Here is a 19,774-nt window from a genome sequence, read left to right as displayed (position 1 = left end):
CGGTAGATCTCGGTCTGGCCCTTCTGCCGGCCGTAGCCCTTGACCTCCGAGACCGTCAGGCCTTCGACGCCGGCCGCCACGAGCGCTTCGCGCACGTCGTCCAGCTTGAAGGGTTTGACGACCGCCATGATCAGTTTCATCGCTCGTTCCCGCGCGACCCCCGCGGAGGCCCGCCCCTTGTTGTTGCGTTGCGCCGTGCGGCGACGCTGGAGGGCGAGACGCGACGGCGATGCGACGCTAGCGGTGCGCCGCGCGAACCCGCGCTCCAAGGGGGCTGCACAGCCTTAAGAATGTGCAGTCTGATGAAACGGTGGGCAAGGTAAATCGGGCGAGCATTATTATTGGGCAGATTGTGACCACGGGGCGGTCATCTCGGGCCTCAAGCGGCGCTTCGCGTTCACGACGGCGTGAGGCCGGAACCCCCAAGCTTCGCAGGCGTAGAGAGCGCAACGACCGCGGCGCCATTCCACGTCGCGGCCGAGGCCGATCGAGGACCCCATGTCACGGAAGCTGCTTCCGATCGCCGCCGCCGCATCTTGCGCGGCTGGCCTGCGGCGGGCGGTGCGCGGCGAGGAGTCGATGGGGGCGGGGGGCGGCAGAAGCCAATCCAAACCAAGGAGCTCCAGATGAAACTCAACTATCTCTTTGGCGCCGTCGCGGCCTGCGGACTGATCGCCGGTGCGGCCTACGCCCAGGCCACCTCCAGCCCGCCGACCTCCGACACGACCTCGGGCGCCGCGGGCAGCGTGACGTCGCCGAACACGCCGAGCTCGGGCGCGGGCGCGCCGGGCGACACCGGCTCGATGAGCGGCCCGTCCTCATCCGCCGCTCCGGCGACGAGCGAGCAGGCGGCCCCGTCCAGCGCCACCGCCCCGAGCGACACCGGCTCGACGGGCGTCGGCGCCACCTCGGCCACCACCTACGGCCAGGGCGCCAGCGTGACCACCACCACGATGGCCATGAACCCGGTGCCGGACACGCGGGAGAACCGTGAAAAGTTCGGCGGCCCGAATTCCAACGCCGGCCGTCGCACCGCGCCGAAGGGCAATTGAGCCGGTAAAGCTCAAGAACCAGGCGTCGGCGTCTGCAGCGCGGCTTGAAGCGAAGGTCGGCGGGCCCTATGGTCCGCCGACTTTTTTTGCGCCCGCGAAACCACCCCATTTCATGTCTGAAAAGCCGCTTTCGTTTCAGGGTCTGTTCCTGAAATTGCACGACTATTGGAGCCGCCAGGGCTGCACCATTGTGCAGGCCTACGACGTCGAGGTGGGCGCCGGCACGCTCAATCCGATGACGGTGCTGCGGGCGCTGGGCCCGAAGCCGTGGAAGGTGGCCTACGTCCAGCCGTCGCGTCGCCCGGCCGATGGCCGCTATGGCGAGAACCCCAACCGGCTGCACCAGCACCACCAGTACCAGGTGATCCTGAAGCCCAACCCGCCGAATCTGCAGGACCTCTACCTGGGCTCTCTGGAGGCGATCGGCATCGATCCGATGGTCCACGACATCCGCTTCGTCGAGGACGACTGGGAGAACCCGACCGTCGGCGCCTGGGGCCTTGGCTGGGAGGTCTGGTGCGACGGCATGGAGATCACCCAGTACACCTACTTCCAGCAGGTGGGCGGGCTCGACGTCTTCCCGGTGGCCGGCGAACTGACCTACGGCCTGGAGCGCCTGGCGCTCTATCTGCAGAACAAGGACAGCGTCTACGAGCTCGCCTACAACGACGAGTTCACCTACGGCGACATCTTCCTGGCCAACGAGCAGCAGTTCTCGGCCTTCGAGCTCGAGGTGGCGGACGTGGCGACCTTCCAGCGCCAGTTCCAGGACATGGAGCGGATGGTCCCGGAGATCCTGAACTCGCGCGGCCGCCAGGGGCAGAACCTGGTGCTGCCGGCCTATGACCACGTGCTGAAGGCCAGCCACCTGTTCAACATCATGGACGCCCGCGGCGCGATCGCCGTCGCCGAGCGCCAGAGCTACATCGGCCGCATCCGGGACCTCTGCAAACAGTGCGCCGAAGCCTGGGTGGGCCAGCAGGGCGGGAACGGGTGATGTTCGCCCATGGCGGTCATGCGCCGGGCGCAGTGCGGCGGGCGAGGGGGCTGCGCGCCCGGATGAACTATCCGGAGCAGAAGCTCTGGAAGGAGCTGCGCAGGCTCGACGTCCACATCCGTCGGCAGGCTCCGATTGGCCGTTACGTCGCCGACTTCGCCTGCCACTCGAAGAAGGTGGTGATTGAGGTCGAAGGCGGCGTCCACGAGCGGCTGCCCGAGGTAGCGCTGCGCGATATCGAGCGGACAGCCTGGCTGGAAACCCAGGGCTACACGGTCCTGCGCTTCACCGACGTCCAGGTGCTCAACGACCTCTACGGGGTCGTCGATGCGGTTCGAACAGCCCTAGCCCTCCCCCTCGATGGGGGAGGGTTGGGTGGGGGTGAGGCCGGTGCGCTGGCTGGCGAGTTCGCTCTGGGCTCGGAGCCGACCGTTGCGCGTCCATCCGGCGCCGTGCACACACCCCCATCCCCGCCCCTTCCCCCATCGAGGGGGAAGGGAGATGAAGATTACAAAGTTTCCTGATGCCCCAGCTCCTTCTCGAACTGCTCTCCGAAGAGATCCCCGCGCGCATGCAGGCGCAAGGCGCGCGCGACCTTGAGCGGATGTTCCGTGAGGCCCTGGCCAAGGAGGGCTTCCTGCCCGAGGCGCTGAAGACCTTCGCCGGGCCTCGTCGCCTGACCCTGGTCGCCGAGGGCCTGCCGAGCGCCCAGGCCGAGCGCCACGAGGAGCGCAAGGGGCCCCGCGTCGGCGCGCCGGACCAGGCGATCGAGGGTTTTCTGCGCTCGACGGGCCTTTCGCGCGAGCAGCTGATCGAGCGCGACGGCGTCTATTTCGCCCACCTGCACAAGCCCGGCCGGCCGACGCCCGAAATCGTCGCCGAGACGGTCGAAGCGATCGTCCGCGCCTTCCCCTGGCCGAAGTCGATGGTCTCCGGGACCAGCAGGCTGCGCTGGGTGCGGCCGCTGAAGCGCATCCTCTGCGTCTTCGACGGCGAGGTCGTGCCGTTCGAGATCGATGGGATCGAAAGCGGCGACCTGACCGAGGGCCACCGTTTCATGGGCTCGAAGGAGCCGATCCGCGCGCGCGACTTCGACCAGTACCAGGATGGGCTGGCCCGCAACTTCGTGGTCCTCGATCCGGAGGAGCGCAAGGAGCGGATCATGGACGCCGCGCGCACGCTCTGCTTCGCACGCAACTTCCAGCTTGTGGAGGACGAGGGGCTGCTGGACGAGGTCGCGGGCCTCGCCGAATGGCCGACGCCGGTGATGGGCGAGATGGATCCGGCCTTCCTCGACCTGCCGCCGGAGGTGATCCGCACCTCGATGCGGGTGCACCAGCGCTATTTCGCCGTCCGCGACCCGGCGACCGGCTTCCTGGTCCCGCACTTCGTCACCGTCGCCAACATCGCGGCGACCGATGGCGGGACGACCATCGCCAAGGGCAACGCCAAGGTGCTCTCGGCGCGCCTCTCCGACGCGCGGTTCTTCTGGAACGAGGACCTGAAGGTCCATCTGGAGGACCGGCTGGAGAAGCTGAAGGGCGTCACCTTCCACGCCAAGCTCGGCACGATGTACGAGCGGGTGGAGCGGATCGCGGCCCTGGCCGGCGAGCTCGCGCCCTATGTCCGCGACGACGCCGAGACCCGCGCCAAGGCGGTGCTGGCCGCGCGCCTAGCCAAGGCCGACCTCGTCAGCGGCATGGTCGGCGAGTTCCCCGAGCTGCAGGGGATCATGGGCGCCTACTACGCCGACAAGGAGGGGCTCGATCCGGAGATCGTCGACGCCATCCGCCAGCACTACCGTCCGCAGGGGCCGAACGACGACGTGCCGGTGCAGGCCGTCGCCGCGACCGTGGCCTTGGCCGACAAGCTCGACACCCTGGTCAGCTTCTTCGGCATCGACGAGAAGCCCACCGGCTCGAAAGACCCGTTCGCGCTTCGCCGCGCCGCGCTGGGCGTGATCCGCATCGTCCTGCAGACCCGCACGCGGCTGCCGCTGAAAACGGTGGCGTCGGCCGACCTGCTCGGCTTCTTCGCCGACCGCCTGAAAGTCCTCCTACGCGAGCAGGGTCAGCGGCACGACCTGGTCGACGCGGTCTTCGCGCTCGGCGACGACGACCTGGTGCGGATCGTCAGCCGGGTCGACCACCTGGACCGTTTCCTCGGGACGGAGGATGGCAAGAACCTGCTGGCCGGGTACAAGCGTGCGGTGAACATCCTGCGCGCCGAGGAGAAGAAGGGGCCGCTGCCCGTGGGCGAGCCGGTCGACATGCCGGACGCGCCGCCGGAAGAGGCAGGCCTGATCAACATGGCCGGCCACGTGCAGATCGAGGTCGAAAAAAGCCTTGGCCGTGAGGATTTCGAGGGCGCCATGCGCGAGCTCGCCAATTTGCGCGCGCCCGTCGACGCCTTTTTCGACAAGGTTCTGGTGAACTCCGACGTGCCAGAGGAACGCGACAACCGTCTGCGCCTTCTGGCCAAGGTCCGCGACGCCATGGGACGCGTGGCGGACTTCTCACAAGTGACGGGCTGAAGAGGGACCACGCACATGGTGGCCGACACGATGGTGAAGACGCGCTGGGTCTATGCCTTCGGCGGCGGCGGCGCCGACGGCGACGCCTCGATGAAGAACCTGCTGGGCGGCAAGGGGGCCAACCTCGCCGAGATGTCGGCGCTGGGCCTGCCGGTGCCGCCCGGCTTCACCATCACGACCGAGTGCTGCACCCACTACTACGCCCGCGGCAGCACCTATCCGGCCGAGCTGAAGGACCAGGTGGCCGCCGGCCTCGCCCGCGTCGAGGAGCTGACCGGCAAGACCTTCGGCGACCCGGCCAATCCGCTGCTGGTCTCGGTGCGCTCCGGCGCGCGGGCCTCGATGCCGGGCATGATGGACACGGTCCTGAACCTGGGCCTCAACGACCAGACGGTGGAGGGGCTGGCCAGGCTCTCGGGCGACCGCCGCTTCGCCTTCGATTCCTACCGCCGCTTCATCCAGATGTACTCGAACGTGGTGCTGGGCCTGGACCATCACATGTTCGAGGAAATCCTCGACGAGCATAAGGACCGGCTCGACATCCACGTCGACACCGGCCTCTCCGCCGACGACTGGGAGGCGGTGGTCGCCGCCTACAAGGACGCGGTCGCCGCCGAGATCCGCAAGCCCTTCCCGCAGGACGCCCACGACCAGCTGTGGGGTGCGATCGGCGCGGTGTTCGCCAGCTGGATGAACGACCGGGCGAAGTTCTACCGCCGCATGCACGACATCCCGGAGAGCTGGGGCACGGCGGTGAACGTCCAGTCGATGGTGTTCGGCAACATGGGCGACACCTCGGCGACGGGCGTGGCCTTCACCCGCAACCCCTCGACCGGCGAGAACCGGCTCTACGGCGAGTTCCTGATCAACGCCCAGGGCGAGGACGTGGTCGCCGGCATCCGCACGCCGCAGGCGCTGACCAAGGCCGCGCGCGAGGAGATGGGCGACCGCCAGCCGTCGATGGAAGAGGCGCTGCCGGAGGTCTTCGTCCAGTTCAAGGCCGTCGTCGAGAAGCTCGAGACGCACTACCGCGACATGCAGGACATCGAGTTCACCGTCGAGCAGGGGCGGCTTTACATGCTCCAGACTCGCAACGGCAAGCGCACCGCCAAGGCCGCGCTGAAGGTCGCCGTCGACCTCGCCTCCGAGGGGCTGATCACGCAAGGCGAGGCGGTGATGCGCGTCGAGCCCGCCTCGCTCGACCAGCTGCTGCACCCGACGATCGACCCGGCGAGCCCCCGGGACGTGGTGGCCGTCGGCCTGCCGGCCTCGCCTGGCGCGGCCACCGGCAAGGTGGTCTTCACCGCCGAGGAGGCCGAGCGCCTGGGCGGCGCGGGCGAGGCGGTGATCCTGGTGCGTGAGGAGACCAGCCCGGAGGACATCCGCGGCATGGACGCCGCCCGCGGCGTCGTCACCGCCCGCGGCGGCATGACCAGCCACGCCGCCGTAGTCGCCCGCGGCATGGGCCGGCCTTGCGTCTCCGGCGCCGGCGAGATTCACATCGACGGCAAGGCTCAGGAGTTCCACGCCCGCGGCAAGACCATCAGGGCCGGTGAAGTCGTCACCATCGACGGCTCGACCGGCGAGGTGCTGATCGGGGCGGTGAAGATGATCGAGCCGGAGCTCTCCGGCGACTTCGCCACCCTGATGGGCTGGGCCGACGCCGTGCGCCGGCTGAAGGTTAGGGCCAACGCCGAGACCGCGATCGACGCCAAGACCGCGCGTCAGTTCGGCGCCGAGGGCATCGGGCTCTGCCGCACCGAGCACATGTTCTTCGATCCCGACCGGATCGCGGCGGTGCGCGAGATGATCCTGGCCGACGACGAGGCCGGCCGCCGGGCGGCGCTGGCCAAGATCCTGCCGATGCAGCGCCAGGACTTCGTCGAGCTGTTTGGCATCATGGAAGGCCTGCCGGTCACCATCCGCCTGCTCGACCCGCCGCTGCACGAGTTCCTGCCGCACACCGAAGAGGACGTGGCCGCGGTGGCGGCGGCCACCGGCCTCGACGCCGCCAAGCTGCTGCGTCGGGCCCAGGAGCTGCACGAGGTGAACCCGATGCTGGGCCACCGCGGCTGCCGCCTGGGCGTGTCCTATCCCGAGATCTATGAGATGCAGGTCCGCGCCATCATCGAGGCGGCCTGCGAGATCGTGGCCCAGGGCAAGCCTGCGCCGATCCCGGAGATCATGCACCCGCTGGTCGCCAAGGGCGAGGAGATGAAGTTCCTGCGCGAACTCACCGACCGCACGGCCAAGGCGGTGGTCGCCGAGAAGGGCTGCGCGATCGACTACAAGGTCGGCACCATGATCGAGCTGCCCCGGGCGGCGATCCGCGCCGGCGACCTGGCCGAGAACGCCGAGTTCTTCTCCTTCGGCACCAACGACCTGACCCAGACCACCTTCGGCATCAGCCGCGACGACTCGGGCCGGTTCCTCAACGCCTATATCGAGAAGGGGATCTTCGAGAAGGACCCCTTCGTCAGTCTCGACCAGGACGGAGTCGGCGACCTCGTCCGGCTGGCGGCCGAGCGGGGCCGGGCGGTGCGGCCCGACGTCAAGCTCGGCATCTGCGGCGAGCACGGGGGCGATCCGGCCTCGATCCAGTTCTGCGAGACCGTGGGGCTGGATTACGTCTCCTGCTCGGCCTACCGCGTGCCGATCGCCCGCCTCGCCGCCGCCCAGGCGGCGATCGGCGAGCGCGAGAAGGATCGGTAGGTTCTGATCTCATTGTCATCCCGGTTTCGGCGCGCAGCGTCGAAGACCGGGACCCATACGCACCGGTCTCGCCGCGTCGGGCGCGGTGCCTGGCGCGGCAAACTCCGTGTTCATGGGTTCTGGACAGCCGCTTGGCGGCTTCCGGGATGACGCCGAAGTTCGCCCGCCACGCCGTGGGATATCCCATCCCTTGATGTGCTCTGCGCGCCACCCATAGGTGTGGCGTTCCTGCCACACATGCGTCTCTGTCACCGGCCGGTCGCCGAACCGACCCGAGCTCGCCGCGTTTGACGCCGAACTGAGACCCAGTCGAGGGACGCAGGCTCAGTTCGAGTGTGGAGTAAAATTAATGAAGTTTCTCATCGCTGCGGCTTCCATCGCTGTCGCCGCCGTCTCAGCGCCGGCTTTCGCGCAAGTTCAGCCCACCGCCAATACCGGCGTATACGGAAACCTGGGTTATTCGAACTTCGGAATCGGCGACGCCAACATCAATGCAATCCAGGGCCGGCTCGGCTATCGCTTCAACGACTATGTCGGCGTGGAAGGCGAGGTCGCCGGCGGCCTCGACAAGGACAAGGTGGCCGTCGCTCCCGGCGTCGACGCCAAGGTGAAGCTGGACCACGAAGAAGCGATCTACGGCGTGGGCTTCGTGCCGCTGTCGCCGCAGTTCGACCTCCTGGGCCGGGTGGGCTACGGCCACACCAAGACGACCACCTCGCTGGGCGGCGTCAGCGCCTCCGACGGCCAGGATTCCTGGAACTTCGGCGGCGGCGCCCAGTACAAGCTGGACGCCCACAACGGCGTCCGCGCCGAGTACACCCGCCAGGAGTTCCAGGGCCACGACGCCGGCCACGCCGACGTCTGGTCGGTGGGCTACAACCGGAAGTTCTAAGGCGCAGGATGCCCCCTCAGTCGCTTCGCGACAGCTCCCCCGCACGCAGGGGAGGCGGCTCGCGAAGCGAAACGGAGGGGGCGTTCGGCATTACGATCGCCCCGCCCTATGGGGGAGCATCCTCCACCCGCAGCAGCGGCGTCGTCAGCCCCGTGGCCGGTCGCGCGCGGAGCGCCTCGCGGCGGAAGCGGAAGAGCTCGGCGGGGCGTCCGCCGGTGTCGGTCTCCAGGCGGCCCAGGCCCTCCACCATCTCGGCCCGCTCCAGCGCCCGGCGGAAGTTCTGCTTGTGCATCGGCGCACCCAGGATCGCCTCCACCGCCCGCTGCAGGGCCGACAGGGTGAAGGACTCGGGCAAGAGCTCGAACACCACCGGCCGGTAGCGGATCTTGCCGCGCAGGCGCGAGAGCGCCGTGGCCAGGATCCGGCGGTGGTCGGAGATCATCGGCTCGCCCAACGCTCGCCGCAACCGCTCCGGCGGGTCCAGCGGCCGTTCGCCGCGGTCGCGGGCGGCCTCGGGCGCGAGCCCCGCCTCGTAGAGCAGCTCATAGCGCTCCAGCACCCGCTCCTCGTTCCACATCGCCCCTTCCATGGCGAACAGCAGGCGGGCGCGGGAGAGGCGCTGGGGATCGCCGCCCGCCCAGCGGCGCAGCGCCTCCTCGATGGGCGCGAGCGCGCTCGGCCGGCCTTCGCGCCAGTCCTCCCAGGGGAAAAAGCGCACCCAGGGCCGCCAGTCGGATTCAGCGGAGTGGCGGTCCAGCGCCGCCGGCGCCAGCGCCAGATAGCCCACCGAGATCACCCGCGCGGCGCCCTCCGAACCGGCGCCGCCCAAGCCGGCGCCCAGGTCGGCCAGCGGCGCGTCGCGGCCCTTGTCGCCGAAGGTGTAGAGCTGCTCGACATAGCCCAGGTTGAAGCGGGTCTGCTCGGTCACGAAGGCGCGCAGCGCCAGTTCGAAGGTGCGGTCGCCGGCCGGGTCGAACGGGCCGAAGGGCAGGCCCTGCAACTCCTGGCCGCGCGGCTGGACGGTCAGCACCACGGCTTCGCCGTCGCGGATCGCCACCACCACCGCCGACAGCCCGATCACCACCGAATGCGGCACGACTACTCCGTCTCGAAGGCCGCGGGCGCGGGCGAATAGCCCGCCGCCTCCGACAGCAGATGGAAGCGCTGCACATAACGGGTCTGGGCGAGGCTCGCCGGCCAGGGCTCGATGGCGAGCGCGTAGCCTTCCGGCGGGGCGCCGAACAGGCTGAGCGCCTCGGCGTGGGCGAAGCCGGCCAGCTGGGTCGCCTCGAAGAAGGCGCAAGCGCGGTCGGCCTGCTTGATCAGCTTCTTGATCGGCGCCGGGGCCTTGGCCGGCAGGCCGAAGCGGATGTGGATCGCGCCCTCCAGCCGGTCCTCGAACGTGCGATAATCGACGCCGAGCGCGGACTTGAAGGGCGAGATCATGTCGCCGATCACATATTCGGACGCGTCGTGCAGCAGCGCCGCCAGACGCCAGCGCGGCTCGATGTCGGGCTGCACGTGGGCGACGATCTCCTCCACCACCACCGAGTGCTGGGCGACCGAGAAGGCGTGCTCGCCGAGCGTCTGGCCGTTCCAGCGGGCGACCCGGGCGAGGCCGTGGGCGATGTCCTCGATCTCGATGTCCATCGGCGAGGGATCGAGCAGGTCCAGGCGGCGCCCCGACAACATGCGCTGCCAGGCTCTCGGCGCGTTGGACGCTCGACGCAGCCCTTTCGTCACCAATGCATTCCTCTCAATAGCTAAGGCGTCACTGAAGGAACGTCTGACAAAGATCAATGCAGGCGTGAGGCCAATGGTCCAACCGAAAGATAGGGAAGGGGCCTTGCAATGAGTTGGGCGAGGATCATGGCGCCGCTTTCGGGCGGCCAGGAGGACGCGGATGCATTGGCCGCGGGCGTCTCGCTGGCCGAGCCGTTCGGCGCGGAGCTGCTGGGCGTCTACACGCCGGCCGATGTCGCCGACGTCATGCCCTGGATGGGCGACAGCTTCATGGGCGGGGTGCAGGCGACCGCGCTGGAATCGCTGAAGGAGGCGGCCGAGATCGGCGAGGCCCACGCCCGCGAGGCGGCCGGGCGCTGCACCTACGGCAAGCTGCGGTTCCTCAGCCTGCAGACCCCGGTCTGGGCCGGGCTGTCCGCGGAAAGCCGGCTGTCGGACGTGGTGGTGTTCACCGACGGGCCGCCGCGCGGGCGCGGCGCGCTGGCGGAGTCGTTCCAGCAGATGGTCGCCGACGAGCAGCGTCCGGTGCTGGTGGCGCGGCGAAACCTGCGGATCGACGGCTGCATCATGGTCGCCTGGGAGGGCGGCAAGGAGGCCTCGCGCGCCGCGCGCCTGGCCCTGCCGCTGCTGGAGAAGGCCGCCCGGGTGGTGATCGTCTCGGCGCCCAAGTCCGGCGCCCGCAACATCGATCCGGCGCGTCTGCAGGACTACTACCGCCAGCGCGGCGTGGCGGCCGAGATCGAGCTCCTGACCGGCGGCGGGGACGTGGGCCATGCGCTGCTGGACGCGGCGAGCCGGGCCGGGGCCTCGATCCTGGTGGCCGGCGCCTTCGGCCATACGCGCCTGCAGGAGTTCATCTTCGGAGGCACGACGCGAACGCTGTTGAACTCCGAGGGGCCGTCGCTGTTTCTCTCTCATTAGTCGGCCGGCCGAGACGCTGCCTGAGCGGCCTTTCGCGCGTTAAGCATTTGGAATCGAGACCTTCTCGTCGGTCTGGGCGACGACGCCTGGGGGAAGGGGCTCTGGCGAGGAAGAGGTGCGAAGATGACCCTGTCGCGGATCGTCATGCGGCTTGCCCGCAACCCTGGCACGGAATTCGCCGGCGGCGACGACCATCGCGGCTATGCGCTGACGGCGCCCCTGACGGGTGACGGACACCTGGACGAAAGCGCCTTCGCCAAGTCGCGCGCCAACTGCACGGTGCGCCGCTTCGCGCCCGACGAGGACCCGGTCGACGGCCGCCTGAACCGGCGCGGCCAGCGGTGGTTCTTCGACTATGACGAGGATGAGACCACCGACGATGAGCCCGTCCACCGGCTGGGCCAGCACCGGTTCGCCGTCGGCGAATACGTCACCGTGACCGACGAGGACGGCCGGCCGCTGACCTACAAGGTGGTCGAGGTGATGCCCACGGCCTGACCCCTCAGATGCCGCCGTTGCTCCGGACGAGGCGGGTGACGTCGCGGTGCACGACACCGCCGTCGCGGGTCTTCATCTTCAGCACCGCAACGGTGAGCGGCCCGGTCTTCGGGCCGCCGGCGATGTAGCCCAGCGTCGTCAGCCCGTCGGGCAGGCCGCTTCCGGCGACGATGAAGGCCGCCCGGTAGCCGCGCCGCTCGGGCGACAGCTGCTCGCCCCTGAGCCGGGTGTCGCGGGCCTCGCGGATCACCGCGCCGCCGCCTCCGGCGTCGACGTGCAGGGAGCCCACCCGCACGTTCGCCCGGTCGCCGGCCGCCTGGATGCTGACGCCCGGCAGATGGATGTCGGCGCGCTCGTCGGCATGATCGCCGCCGTCCCATTCCACCGGCTTGGGCGGACTGGCCATGGCCTGCAGGCGCCGCTCGATCGGCGCCAGCGTCGCCGCCGGCGAGCCCGTAACCGGGATCAGGCGCAGCGAGACCTCGTCACCCTCGTCGTCCGTGTAGGCGCAGGCGCGGCCGTCCGTCGAGACGCTGGCGCGCGTCAGCGCGCCCTGTTTCTGAGGACAGTCGAGAGCGGTGCGGCGGAGCGCCGGGCTGGGCCCGCAAGCAGAAAGGCTGGCTGCGATCGCCGCCCAGAGCGCGACGGCGAGGGCGGATGGCGGAGGCTTCATGACCGGGAAGTCTGGTCGCGCGCCTCGCGCGACGCGAGTGAATTCGCCGTAAGACGTCTATCGGCCGGGGCGCAGGACGTTGTCGCGTCGGGCGAGGAACGCCAGCCGCTCGAAGAGATGGACGTCCTGTTCGTTCTTCAGGAGCGCGCCGTGCAGCGGCGGGATCAGCTTGGCCGGATCGCTCTGGCTCAGCACCTCGGCGTCGATGTCCTCGACCATCAAGAGCTTCAGCCAGTCGAGCAGCTCGGACGTCGACGGCTTCTTCTTCAGGCCGGGGACCTTGCGCATATCGTAGAAGATGCGCAGCGCCTCGGCGACCAGCTTCTGCTTGATGCCCGGATAGTGCACCTCGACGATCTCGTTCATCGTTCCGGCGTCGGGGAAGCTGATGTAGTGGAAGAAGCAGCGGCGCAGGAAGGCGTCCGGCAGCTCCTTCTCGTTGTTCGAAGTGATCACCACCACGGGCCGCACCGCCGCCTTGATGGTCTCGTTGGTCTCGTAGACGTAGAACTCCATCCGATCGAGCTCCTGCAGGAGATCGTTCGGGAACTCGATGTCGGCCTTGTCGATCTCGTCGATCAGCAGCACCGGGCGCCGTTCGCGGTCGAAGGCCTCCCAGAGCTTGCCCTTGCGGATGTAGTTGCGGACCTCCTTGACCCGCTCGTCGCCGAGCTGGCTGTCGCGCAGGCGCGAGACGGCGTCGTATTCGTAGAGGCCCTGGACGGCCTTGGTCGTCGACTTGATGTGCCAGGTGATCAGCGGCGCATCGAGCGCGCGGGCGATCTCCTCGGCCAGCACCGTCTTGCCGGTGCCCGGTTCGCCCTTGATCAGCAGCGGCCGCTCCAGCGCGATCGCCGCGTTGACGGCGACCTTGAGGTCCTCGGTGGCGACGTAGTTGTCGGTGCCCTCGAAACGCTGACTCATCACGGCTCCCGCAGGCTCCGCGGCCCGCCTTCGAACGACTGTTTCAGACGGTTCAAACTAAAGGCCGGATCGTCTGTTGCAAGCCGGTTGGCGGCGCGGCGGCGGACGGCCAGACGCCGCTATTTGTCCCGCCGCGCCCGGGTCTGGCCGTCGCGGGTCTCCGAATAGCCCATCCGGCGTAGGTCCTCGTCGCTGACGTTGCGGGCCGAGAAGTTGGTGAAGTCGTCCTCGCCGCCCGACACCTCGTTGCGGTCGCGCACCTGGTCCAGGCCCTCGATGTCGCTGGCCGTGAGCTGATCGTCGTCGAACTCCGAGCCCGGCTCGGCGCCCAGGCCGTCGAGGTCGTCCTCGTGGTCGGCGTCGACCGCGCCGTAGTCGAGCTCGTCGTCGTCCTCGCCGTCGCCGTCGCCGAAGGCGTCGAGGTCGAACTCGTCGGCGTCCAGCGCCAGCTCCTCCTCGTCGTCGCGGTCGCCGGCGCGGCGGGTCACGTCATAGACGTCCGGCAGCTCCTCGAAGGTGCGCATGTCCTCGCCGATGGGCAGCGGCGAGTCTCCGCCCAGCGACACGTCGCCCTCGCCGCCGACGGTCATGCTCTCGTCGAAGGTCTCCGCAAGGTCCTGACCGTCGAAGTCCTCGTTGTCGCTCTCGAAGTTCACGCCGGGCATGGGACGTCTCCTGCGCTGGGGCGCGACCACGCGCCGTTCGGCAAGACAATCCCTGAGGCGGGGCTCGGGTTCAGCCGGCGTGCAGCGAAGCGGGCGAGCTAGACCATTCGCCGCCGAAGTGGATGCCGGTTCGGCGCAGCGAATGGTCTAACTTCGAGAACTTATGAGCGTTCGGCGGTTCATTCGAACCGCCGAACGCTCTAGGAGCGCCAGACGGGCGGGCTGGCTCAGGTGACCGGAACGATTGGTCCACGGACCGGCGGCGTGCCTGGTCTTTCCGCCCACGAACGGTGCTGGTCGGCCAGGGCCAACCAGTCCCTGTGTTCCTGCTCCACCAGAGCCCTTCTCTTCGGATCGGAGATTCGAGGCAGCAGCGCGGCGCAATACACCGCCTGCTCACGGTAGAGCATGCTCCGGTCCACAGACGTTTCCTCCCTCTTGCTCGCTGGTGCGAGTTATTTATTGAGGGGCATACTAGGGAAGGCTCGCCGGGCGTCTGTACGATTCTGGACAGTTCGGCGACATTTCCGCGCACCCCGCCGCCGGCGAGGCGGCGGCGGCCGGGCCGCGACCTCATCCCTCGCGGGCGAACTCGCCGAGCGCGGCGCCCACCCGGCCCATCACCGGGCTCCAGTCGCCGAACTGGTCGAGGCCGAAGACCCGGACCTGCGGATACCAGGCGTAGCGGTCGGGCAGGCCGAGCCGCGGCCAGGAGCCGGGGATGGTGATCAGCCAGGAGGGGCCGCCCAGGGCGGCGGCGATGTTGAAGGTGGCGTTGGAGAAGCCGACCGTCAGGTCGACGGCGGCGCAGAGCGCGGCCACCTCGTCCAGGTCCTGCTTCAGGTCGACGCCGGGCGGCTGCCAGATCTCGACGCCGAACTGGGCCTTGGCGCGGGCCAGCTCCTCGGCGCAATCGCCGTACTGCAGGTTGACGAAGGTCACCCCCGGCTGACGCAGCACCGGCTCCCAGGCGTCGAAGCCGGCGAAGTAGCGGTGGCGGGCGTCCTTGGTGATGTTGCTCTTCCACAGGATGCCGACCTTGCGGCCGGGCAGTTCCGCCAGGCGCCGGCGCCAGGCCTGCACGCGTGCGGGATCGGCGGCGATGTTCGCCGGCGCCGCCGGGAAGTCCTCCACCGCGCGGCGATAGGCCCGCAGCAGCGAGCCCATCGGCGTCCACAGGTCGACGCCGGAGACGTCCACGCTGTCGGGCAAGGTCCGCGCCGGACGCAGGCCGATGGCGCCGGTGATGTGGGCGCAGACTTCCGCCTTTGGGAAGCCGCGCTGGAAGAGCTCCACCAGCCGCTTCTCGACGCCGATCATCAGCTTGCCGTCGGGGCCCAGGTCCCGAAGGACGTCGCCCAGCGCATTGGCGAACAGGATTTCGTCCCCCAGCCCCTGCTCGCCCAGCACCAGCAGGGTCTTGCCCTTCAGGTCCATGCCCGGCGCCCAGCGCGGGCCGCGCATGACGAAGTAGGTGACCTCGCTGAAGTCCGGGTGCATGCGGCACTCGTACTCGTCCCAGGCCTCGCCCAGCCGGCCGAGGCCCGCCAGCATGGTCGCGCGGGCCATATGCATCATCTGCCGCTCGTTCTCGGCCACCACCTCGCTCAGCGCGGCGTCGCAGGCGTCGAGCGCGGCCTGGGTCTCGCCGAGCATCAGGAGGCAATTGCCCAGGTTGTACCGCGCCTTGAAGAAGTCGGGCTCGAGCTGGACCGCCTCCTGGAAGAACAGCTTGCCGGTCGCGTAGTCGCCCTGCTCGGTGACGATCGAGCCCATGGTGTTCCACAGCATCGCGTTTTCCGGAAACCGGAGCAGGAACGGCTTTAAGACCTCGATCGCCTCGTCGTAGCGCTGCTGGGCGCGGACGGCGCAGGCGAGGTTGTTGATCGCCTCGGCGTGGTCCGGGTGCTTGGCCAGGAAGTGCAGGAACAGCTTTTCCGCCTGGGCGTGCATCCCCATGCGGAAGGCGAGGCGCCCGAGGTCGTTGGCCACCTCGGCGTGGTCGGGCACGAGCCGCAGCGCGGATTCGTAGGCCTTGACCGAGGAGGCGAAGTCGCCGGCCTTCTCGCGCGCGATGCCCAGGGCGTACCAGGCGAAGCCGTTCTGGTCGTCCTGCTCCAGCGCCTTCAGCGCATATTCGGTGGCGGTCTTGTGGTCGTCGGCGCGGATGGCGTCCACGGCGCGCTGGATCAGCGGCGCGATCGCCAGCGCCCGGACCTCGGCCATGGCCTCGTTCAGCCGGGCGAGGGCGCTTTTCGAGCCGGCCTGGCCGAGTTCGTCGACGATCCCGGGGGCGCGGATCGGCGCCGCGCCGGCGCCGAGCGCCTGGGCGGACGTCGCGCTCTTCGGGCCCTGACGCGACATCGACTCATCTCCCTGGAGCATCGTCCCTTGGTCGCGTCGTCATGCTTAATCAAAGCTTAAGCGGGGGCTCTCCGGCCCGAGCAAGAGGTCGTTAACAGTCGCCCGGTAACCGTTGTGAAGTGCGCTCGACCGAAGACAAGGCGACAATGGGGTGAGTCGAATCGAAACGCCGGTTCGCGCGCGTGAAATCGGGAGGCGGGATTGCCGCTAAAGTTGTCGCTGAAACCCGGGGAACGGTTCGTTCTCAACGGGGCGGTCGTGCAGAACGGCGACCGTCGCGGCGTGCTGGTCCTGCAGAACAAGGCCTCTGTCCTTCGCGAGAAGGACATCATGCAGCAGGAGCAGGCCAATACGCCGGCGCGGCGGATCTACTTCCCGGTGATGATGATGTACCTCGATGAGCCGGGGGCCGAGCGGTACTACGATGAATTCGTGCGCCGGATGAGCGAATTCATGGGGGTCATCCGTAATCCCAAGGTTCTCGCCGATTGCGTCGATGTGTCGAAGTACTGCATGGAGCGCGAATACTACAAGGCGCTGATGCTCTGCCGAAAGCTTATCGAGTACGAAGACGAAAGGTTGGGCAATGTCCCTGCAAGCGTACCAGCAAGCAGCGACCAGGGCTGAGACCCCGCGGGAGACGGAGTACCGTCTCTTCGCGCAGGTGACGCTGGCCCTGATGGACGCCGCCAAGTGCGATCCGAAGGACGTGCGCGGCCGCATCGATGCGCTGGACTGGAACCGCCGCGTCTGGTCGGTGCTGGGCACCGCCTGCGCGGACCCCGACAACGCCCTGCCCGAAAGCCTGCGCGCGGCGATCATTTCGCTCAGCATCTGGGTCGGCAAGCACACCAGCGAGGTGATCCGCCGCAAGGAGGAGATCGAGCCGCTGATCGAGGTCAACCGCATGATCATGCAGGGCCTGCGGGGGGATGGACGGGCCGCGGCGGCGTAGACCGGACGTTTTGAATGTCGGTTAAGGGTGGACACCACCCCTTATTTGCCGCTCGTCCCCGCGAAAGCGGGGATCCAGGCTTTTTTGGGGAAACCAAGAAGGCGTCAGCAGTACAGAAACAAGAAAACACCTAGATCCCCGCTTTCGCGGGGAAGACCGGTGAAAAATAAAATCTACGCGTTGAGCACGCCAACGTCACCGCGGGCTCGCTGGCATGATTTGCCTCGGCTCCCGAAAGCAGACATCCGGCTTGTCGGAACGTATCGCCAGATGCTTCCGGGGCTTCGATCTCCAGGCAGATTGGCCGCGTGGCGATCGTGACGCCAGTTCTGCACCGCCGGCGTGTATGGATCCCGGACAGCCGCTGCGCGGCTTCCGGGATGACACGGGCGGAGGGATAAGGGGCATTCCCTTCTAATCCAGCGTTCGCCGATACCGCAGCATCGCCAGCGCGGTCACCACGCAGACGAAGGCTGTGAGCGCCAAAAGCTCCCGCCACTGGTCGGCCAGCGGCTGGCCCTTGAGCAGCGAGCCGCGCACCACGCGCAGGAAATGGGTCACCGGGATCACCTGGCCGATGGCCTGGGCCCAGGCCGGCATGCCGCGGAACGGGAACATGAAGCCCGACAGCAGGATCGACGGCAGCATGTAGAAGAAGCTCATCTGCATGGCCTGCAGCTGCGAGCGGGCCAGCGTCGAGATCAGGAATCCCAGCGCCAGCGAGCCGACGATGAAGAGGGCGATGCCTAAGAAGAGGCCCGGGCCCAGGTTGGCCATCGGCACGGCGAACAGCAGCTTGGCCATCACCAGGATCACGCTGGTCTGCACCAGCCCCACCAGCACGTAGGGCGCGAGCTTGCCGACCATCACCTCGATCGGCTCGAGCGGCGTGGCCAAAAGGCTCTCCATCGTGCCGCGCTCGGTCTCGCGGGTGACGCTGAGCGAGGTCATCATCACCAGCGTCAGGGAGAGGATCACGCCCAAGAGGCCCGGCACGATGTTGTAGGCGGTGATGGCTTCGGGATTGTAGCGGCTGTGGATCACCACCTCGAACGGCTGGGCGTCCCGGGCCCGGGGCTCCAGCGCGCCCTTGAGGTCGTGGGCGAGCGCCTGATCGGGCAGGGCGGCGAGCGCGGCCACCGCGCCGCCGGTCGCCGACGGGTCGGTGGCGTCGGCCTCGACCAGGATCTGCGGCTTGTCGCCCCGCACCATGCGGCGCGTGAAGTCGCCGGGCACGGTGATCGCGAATTGGACGTCGCCGCGCCGGACCATGGCGTCCAGCTCCGCGGGGCTGCGCGCCTGGGCGATGAAATCGAAATAGCGGGAGTTCTTCAGGCCCGCGACGATCGAGCGACTGAGGCGGCCGTCGTCCTGGATCAGCACCGCGGTCGGCAGGTGGCGCGGCTCGGAGTTGATGGCGTAGCCGAACAGCAGCAGCTGGACGATCGGGATCGCCAGCATCATGGCGTAGGTCAGCCGGTCGCGGGTCAGCTGCTTGAACTCCTTGACCAGGACGGCCAGCACCCGGCTCACGTCGAACCCGTTCATCGGAAGTTGTCCTGCGCCTGGCCCATCAGCTGGATGAAGACGTCCTCCAGGGTGGGCTCGACCTCGGTCCAGCGATAGGGCTCGCGCCGCCAGGGCGCGATCGCCGCATCGAGCTCGGCGCGGTCGGTCCCGCTGACGTGCAAGGCCGCGCCGAAGGGGGCGACGGTCTCGACGCCTGGCTTGCCGGAAAGCTCGTGGGTCAGGGCGCCGACGTCCGGTCCCTCGCCATGGAAGGTGATCAGGCCGGAGTTCTTCACCACCTCCTCGGCCGTCCCGCGGGCGATCAGGCGGCCGTAGCTGATGTAGGCGATCTCGTGGCAGCGCTCGGCCTCGTCCATGTAGTGGGTGGAGACCAGGACGGTCAGGCCCTTGCCGGCGAGCTCGTGGATCTCGTCCCAGAAGGTGCGGCGCGCCTTTGGGTCGACCCCGGCGGTCGGCTCGTCGAGCAGCAGCAGCTTGGGGTCGTGAAGCGTGGCGGACGCCAGCGCCAGGCGCTGCTTCCAGCCGCCCGACAGCGTCCCCGCCAGCTGGTCGCGCCGGCTGGCCAGGCCCAGGTGCTCGAGCGCCGCGTCCACCCGCTCGCGCCGCCGGTCGAGGCCGTAGACCCGGGCGGTGAACTGCAGGTTCTCGGCGATCGTCAGGTCCTCGTAGAGCGAGAACCGCTGGGTCATGTAGCCGGTCTCGCGCTTGATCCGGTCGGCCTCGCGCAGGATGTCGAAGCCCAGGCACGTCCCGCGGCCGCTGTCCGGCGTCAAGAGCCCGCAGAGCATGCGCAGGGTGGTGGTCTTGCCCGAGCCGTTCGGTCCCAGGAAGCCGCAGATCCGGCCCTGCTCGAGCTGGATCGACAGGTCCTCGACGACGCGCTTGGTTCCGAAGCTCTTGTTCAGGCCGGTGACGTCGATGGCCAGGGTCATCGACCAGACCCTCGAGACTTGGGCTCCAGCGCCTCGACGTCGACAGGCTGGCCCGGGTTCAGCCGGGCGGACGGGCGGGCCTCGACCAGATAGACCAGCCGGTCGCGGGCCTCGCGGCTGTAGATCACCGGCGGAGTGAATTCAGGCCGCGGGCTGATGTAGCTGATCTTCGCCGTCATCCCCGCCGCGCAGCCGTCGCAGGAAAAGCGGACCACGCCTCCCAGGCGGTAGGCGGCGAGCTGGCGCTCGGGGACGAAGAAGCGGACCCAGATGCGGTCGTCGGGCAGCAGCGAGAGGATCGCCTGGTTGGCGCTCGCCCATTCGCCGGCCTGGAAATAGACGTCCTCGACGCGGGCCGGGGAAGGGGCCCTGGGCGAGGCGTC

General features: G+C 68.7%; 20 protein-coding genes. 10 read left to right on the top strand and 10 right to left on the bottom strand.

Features of this window, described 5'->3' with window-relative positions; all coding sequences use genetic code 11:
• A partial coding sequence (locus VJS38_RS15190) for a P-II family nitrogen regulator (RefSeq protein ID WP_324087797.1) occupies nucleotides 1-140 on the bottom strand: 140 nt, incomplete at its 3' end.
• 486 nt (nucleotides 141-626) lie between these two features.
• Between VJS38_RS15190 and VJS38_RS15185 the strand changes: the two genes are divergently transcribed.
• The 6 genes from VJS38_RS15185 (at nucleotide 627) to VJS38_RS15160 (ending at nucleotide 8,186) form a co-directional block, all read left to right on the top strand.
• Nucleotides 627-1,052, top strand: a complete 426-nt coding sequence (locus VJS38_RS15185) for a hypothetical protein (protein ID WP_324088993.1) — start codon at nucleotides 627-629, stop codon at nucleotides 1,050-1,052.
• A 112-nt stretch (nucleotides 1,053-1,164) separates the two neighbouring features.
• A complete protein-coding gene (locus VJS38_RS15180) occupies nucleotides 1,165-2,049 on the top strand; it encodes a glycine--tRNA ligase subunit alpha (protein ID WP_324088992.1) in 885 nt (294 codons plus the stop codon).
• A complete protein-coding gene (locus VJS38_RS15175) occupies nucleotides 2,049-2,573 on the top strand; it encodes an endonuclease domain-containing protein (RefSeq protein ID WP_324088991.1) in 525 nt (174 codons plus the stop codon). Before VJS38_RS15180 ends, VJS38_RS15175 begins: the two co-directional genes overlap by 1 nt.
• Nucleotides 2,573-4,582: a glycine--tRNA ligase subunit beta gene (glyS, locus tag VJS38_RS15170; RefSeq protein ID WP_324088990.1), complete on the top strand. Its 2,010-nt coding sequence runs from the start codon at nucleotides 2,573-2,575 to the stop codon at nucleotides 4,580-4,582. Before VJS38_RS15175 ends, glyS begins: the two co-directional genes overlap by 1 nt.
• A 15-nt stretch (nucleotides 4,583-4,597) precedes the next feature.
• Nucleotides 4,598-7,294: a pyruvate, phosphate dikinase gene (gene ppdK, locus VJS38_RS15165; RefSeq protein ID WP_324088989.1), complete on the top strand. Its 2,697-nt coding sequence runs from the start codon at nucleotides 4,598-4,600 to the stop codon at nucleotides 7,292-7,294.
• 349 nt (nucleotides 7,295-7,643) lie between these two features.
• Nucleotides 7,644-8,186 carry a porin family protein gene (locus tag VJS38_RS15160; RefSeq protein ID WP_324088988.1) on the top strand — a complete coding sequence of 181 codons (543 nt, stop codon included), beginning with the start codon at nucleotides 7,644-7,646 and terminating at the stop codon, nucleotides 8,184-8,186.
• Nucleotides 8,187-8,292: 106 nt separating this feature from the next.
• Here the strand turns inward: VJS38_RS15160 and VJS38_RS15155 are convergent, their stop codons facing one another.
• On the bottom strand, nucleotides 8,293-9,282 hold the full coding sequence (locus VJS38_RS15155; protein WP_324088987.1) for an NUDIX hydrolase: 990 nt from the start codon (nucleotides 9,280-9,282) through the stop codon (nucleotides 8,293-8,295).
• A 2-nt stretch (nucleotides 9,283-9,284) separates the two neighbouring features.
• Nucleotides 9,285-9,929, bottom strand: coding sequence for a YfbR-like 5'-deoxynucleotidase (locus tag VJS38_RS15150; RefSeq protein WP_414692449.1), 645 nt, complete (start codon nucleotides 9,927-9,929; stop codon nucleotides 9,285-9,287).
• A gap of 108 nt (nucleotides 9,930-10,037) precedes the next feature.
• Between VJS38_RS15150 and VJS38_RS15145 the strand changes: the two genes are divergently transcribed.
• Nucleotides 10,038-10,850 carry a universal stress protein gene (locus tag VJS38_RS15145; protein ID WP_324088985.1) on the top strand — a complete coding sequence of 271 codons (813 nt, stop codon included), beginning with the start codon at nucleotides 10,038-10,040 and terminating at the stop codon, nucleotides 10,848-10,850.
• Between the two features lie 123 nt (nucleotides 10,851-10,973).
• Nucleotides 10,974-11,348 carry a hypothetical protein gene (locus VJS38_RS15140; RefSeq protein ID WP_324088984.1) on the top strand — a complete coding sequence of 125 codons (375 nt, stop codon included), beginning with the start codon at nucleotides 10,974-10,976 and terminating at the stop codon, nucleotides 11,346-11,348.
• 4 nt (nucleotides 11,349-11,352) lie between these two features.
• On the opposite strand, the gene VJS38_RS15135 is transcribed toward VJS38_RS15140, so the two are convergent.
• From VJS38_RS15135 to VJS38_RS15120, 4 genes are all read right to left on the bottom strand, one after another.
• Nucleotides 11,353-12,021, bottom strand: a complete 669-nt coding sequence (locus VJS38_RS15135; protein ID WP_324088983.1) for a hypothetical protein — start codon at nucleotides 12,019-12,021, stop codon at nucleotides 11,353-11,355.
• Nucleotides 12,022-12,078: 57 nt separating this feature from the next.
• Nucleotides 12,079-12,945, bottom strand: a complete 867-nt coding sequence (locus VJS38_RS15130; RefSeq protein ID WP_324088982.1) for a MoxR family ATPase — start codon at nucleotides 12,943-12,945, stop codon at nucleotides 12,079-12,081.
• Nucleotides 12,946-13,064: 119 nt separating this feature from the next.
• The gene (locus VJS38_RS15125) at nucleotides 13,065-13,610 is read right to left on the bottom strand and encodes a hypothetical protein (RefSeq protein ID WP_324088981.1); all 546 of its coding nucleotides are present in this window, start codon (nucleotides 13,608-13,610) and stop codon (nucleotides 13,065-13,067) included.
• 573 nt (nucleotides 13,611-14,183) lie between these two features.
• A complete protein-coding gene (locus VJS38_RS15120; RefSeq protein ID WP_324088980.1) occupies nucleotides 14,184-15,974 on the bottom strand; it encodes a tetratricopeptide repeat protein in 1,791 nt (596 codons plus the stop codon).
• A 201-nt stretch (nucleotides 15,975-16,175) separates the two neighbouring features.
• Here VJS38_RS15120 and flbT point away from each other — a divergent pair, with 201 nt between their 5' ends.
• Nucleotides 16,176-16,601 carry a flagellar biosynthesis repressor FlbT gene (gene flbT / locus VJS38_RS15115; protein WP_324088979.1) on the top strand — a complete coding sequence of 142 codons (426 nt, stop codon included), beginning with the start codon at nucleotides 16,176-16,178 and terminating at the stop codon, nucleotides 16,599-16,601.
• Nucleotides 16,561-16,929 (top strand): flagellar biosynthesis regulator FlaF, encoded by a 369-nt coding sequence (gene flaF, locus VJS38_RS15110; protein ID WP_324088978.1) that lies wholly within the window; start codon nucleotides 16,561-16,563, stop codon nucleotides 16,927-16,929. Before flbT ends, flaF begins: the two co-directional genes overlap by 41 nt.
• 414 nt (nucleotides 16,930-17,343) lie before the next feature.
• Here the strand turns inward: flaF and VJS38_RS15105 are convergent, their stop codons facing one another.
• The 3 genes from VJS38_RS15105 to VJS38_RS15095 all read right to left on the bottom strand — a co-directional run.
• Entirely contained in the window at nucleotides 17,344-18,477 is a 1,134-nt protein-coding gene (locus tag VJS38_RS15105) for an ABC transporter permease (RefSeq protein ID WP_324088977.1), read from the bottom strand.
• The gene (locus VJS38_RS15100) at nucleotides 18,474-19,391 is read right to left on the bottom strand and encodes an ABC transporter ATP-binding protein (protein WP_324088976.1); all 918 of its coding nucleotides are present in this window, start codon (nucleotides 19,389-19,391) and stop codon (nucleotides 18,474-18,476) included. Before VJS38_RS15100 ends, VJS38_RS15105 begins: the two co-directional genes overlap by 4 nt.
• A partial coding sequence (locus tag VJS38_RS15095) for an HlyD family secretion protein (RefSeq protein ID WP_324088975.1) occupies nucleotides 19,388-19,774 on the bottom strand: 387 nt, incomplete at its 5' end. The genes VJS38_RS15095 and VJS38_RS15100, both read right to left, overlap by 4 nt.

The sequence above is a fragment of the Phenylobacterium sp. genome, assembly GCF_035276905.1.
Classification (GTDB): domain Bacteria; phylum Pseudomonadota; class Alphaproteobacteria; order Caulobacterales; family Caulobacteraceae; genus Phenylobacterium.
This window is presented reverse-complemented; position numbering and strand designations above follow the sequence as displayed.

Excerpts from the sequence above, each read along its gene's own strand:
- VJS38_RS15185 (WP_324088993.1), top strand. The coding sequence starts at position 627 with ATGAAACTCAACTATCTCTTTGGCGCCGTCGCGGCCTGCGGACTGATC.
- VJS38_RS15140 (WP_324088984.1), top strand. The coding sequence starts at position 10,974 with ATGACCCTGTCGCGGATCGTCATGCGGCTTGCCCGCAACCCTGGCACG.
- VJS38_RS15135 (WP_324088983.1), bottom strand. The coding sequence starts at position 12,021 with ATGAAGCCTCCGCCATCCGCCCTCGCCGTCGCGCTCTGGGCGGCGATC.
- glyS (WP_324088990.1), top strand. The coding sequence starts at position 2,573 with ATGCCCCAGCTCCTTCTCGAACTGCTCTCCGAAGAGATCCCCGCGCGC.
- VJS38_RS15120 (WP_324088980.1), bottom strand. The coding sequence starts at position 15,974 with ATGTCGCGTCAGGGCCCGAAGAGCGCGACGTCCGCCCAGGCGCTCGGC.
- VJS38_RS15125 (WP_324088981.1), bottom strand. The coding sequence starts at position 13,610 with ATGCCCGGCGTGAACTTCGAGAGCGACAACGAGGACTTCGACGGTCAG.
- VJS38_RS15180 (WP_324088992.1), top strand. The coding sequence starts at position 1,165 with ATGTCTGAAAAGCCGCTTTCGTTTCAGGGTCTGTTCCTGAAATTGCAC.
- flaF (WP_324088978.1), top strand. The coding sequence starts at position 16,561 with ATGTCCCTGCAAGCGTACCAGCAAGCAGCGACCAGGGCTGAGACCCCG.
- VJS38_RS15100 (WP_324088976.1), bottom strand. The coding sequence starts at position 19,391 with ATGACCCTGGCCATCGACGTCACCGGCCTGAACAAGAGCTTCGGAACC.
- VJS38_RS15160 (WP_324088988.1), top strand. The coding sequence starts at position 7,644 with ATGAAGTTTCTCATCGCTGCGGCTTCCATCGCTGTCGCCGCCGTCTCA.
- VJS38_RS15145 (WP_324088985.1), top strand. The coding sequence starts at position 10,038 with ATGAGTTGGGCGAGGATCATGGCGCCGCTTTCGGGCGGCCAGGAGGAC.
- VJS38_RS15105 (WP_324088977.1), bottom strand. The coding sequence starts at position 18,477 with ATGAACGGGTTCGACGTGAGCCGGGTGCTGGCCGTCCTGGTCAAGGAG.
- ppdK (WP_324088989.1), top strand. The coding sequence starts at position 4,598 with ATGGTGGCCGACACGATGGTGAAGACGCGCTGGGTCTATGCCTTCGGC.
- VJS38_RS15175 (WP_324088991.1), top strand. The coding sequence starts at position 2,049 with ATGTTCGCCCATGGCGGTCATGCGCCGGGCGCAGTGCGGCGGGCGAGG.
- VJS38_RS15130 (WP_324088982.1), bottom strand. The coding sequence starts at position 12,945 with ATGAGTCAGCGTTTCGAGGGCACCGACAACTACGTCGCCACCGAGGAC.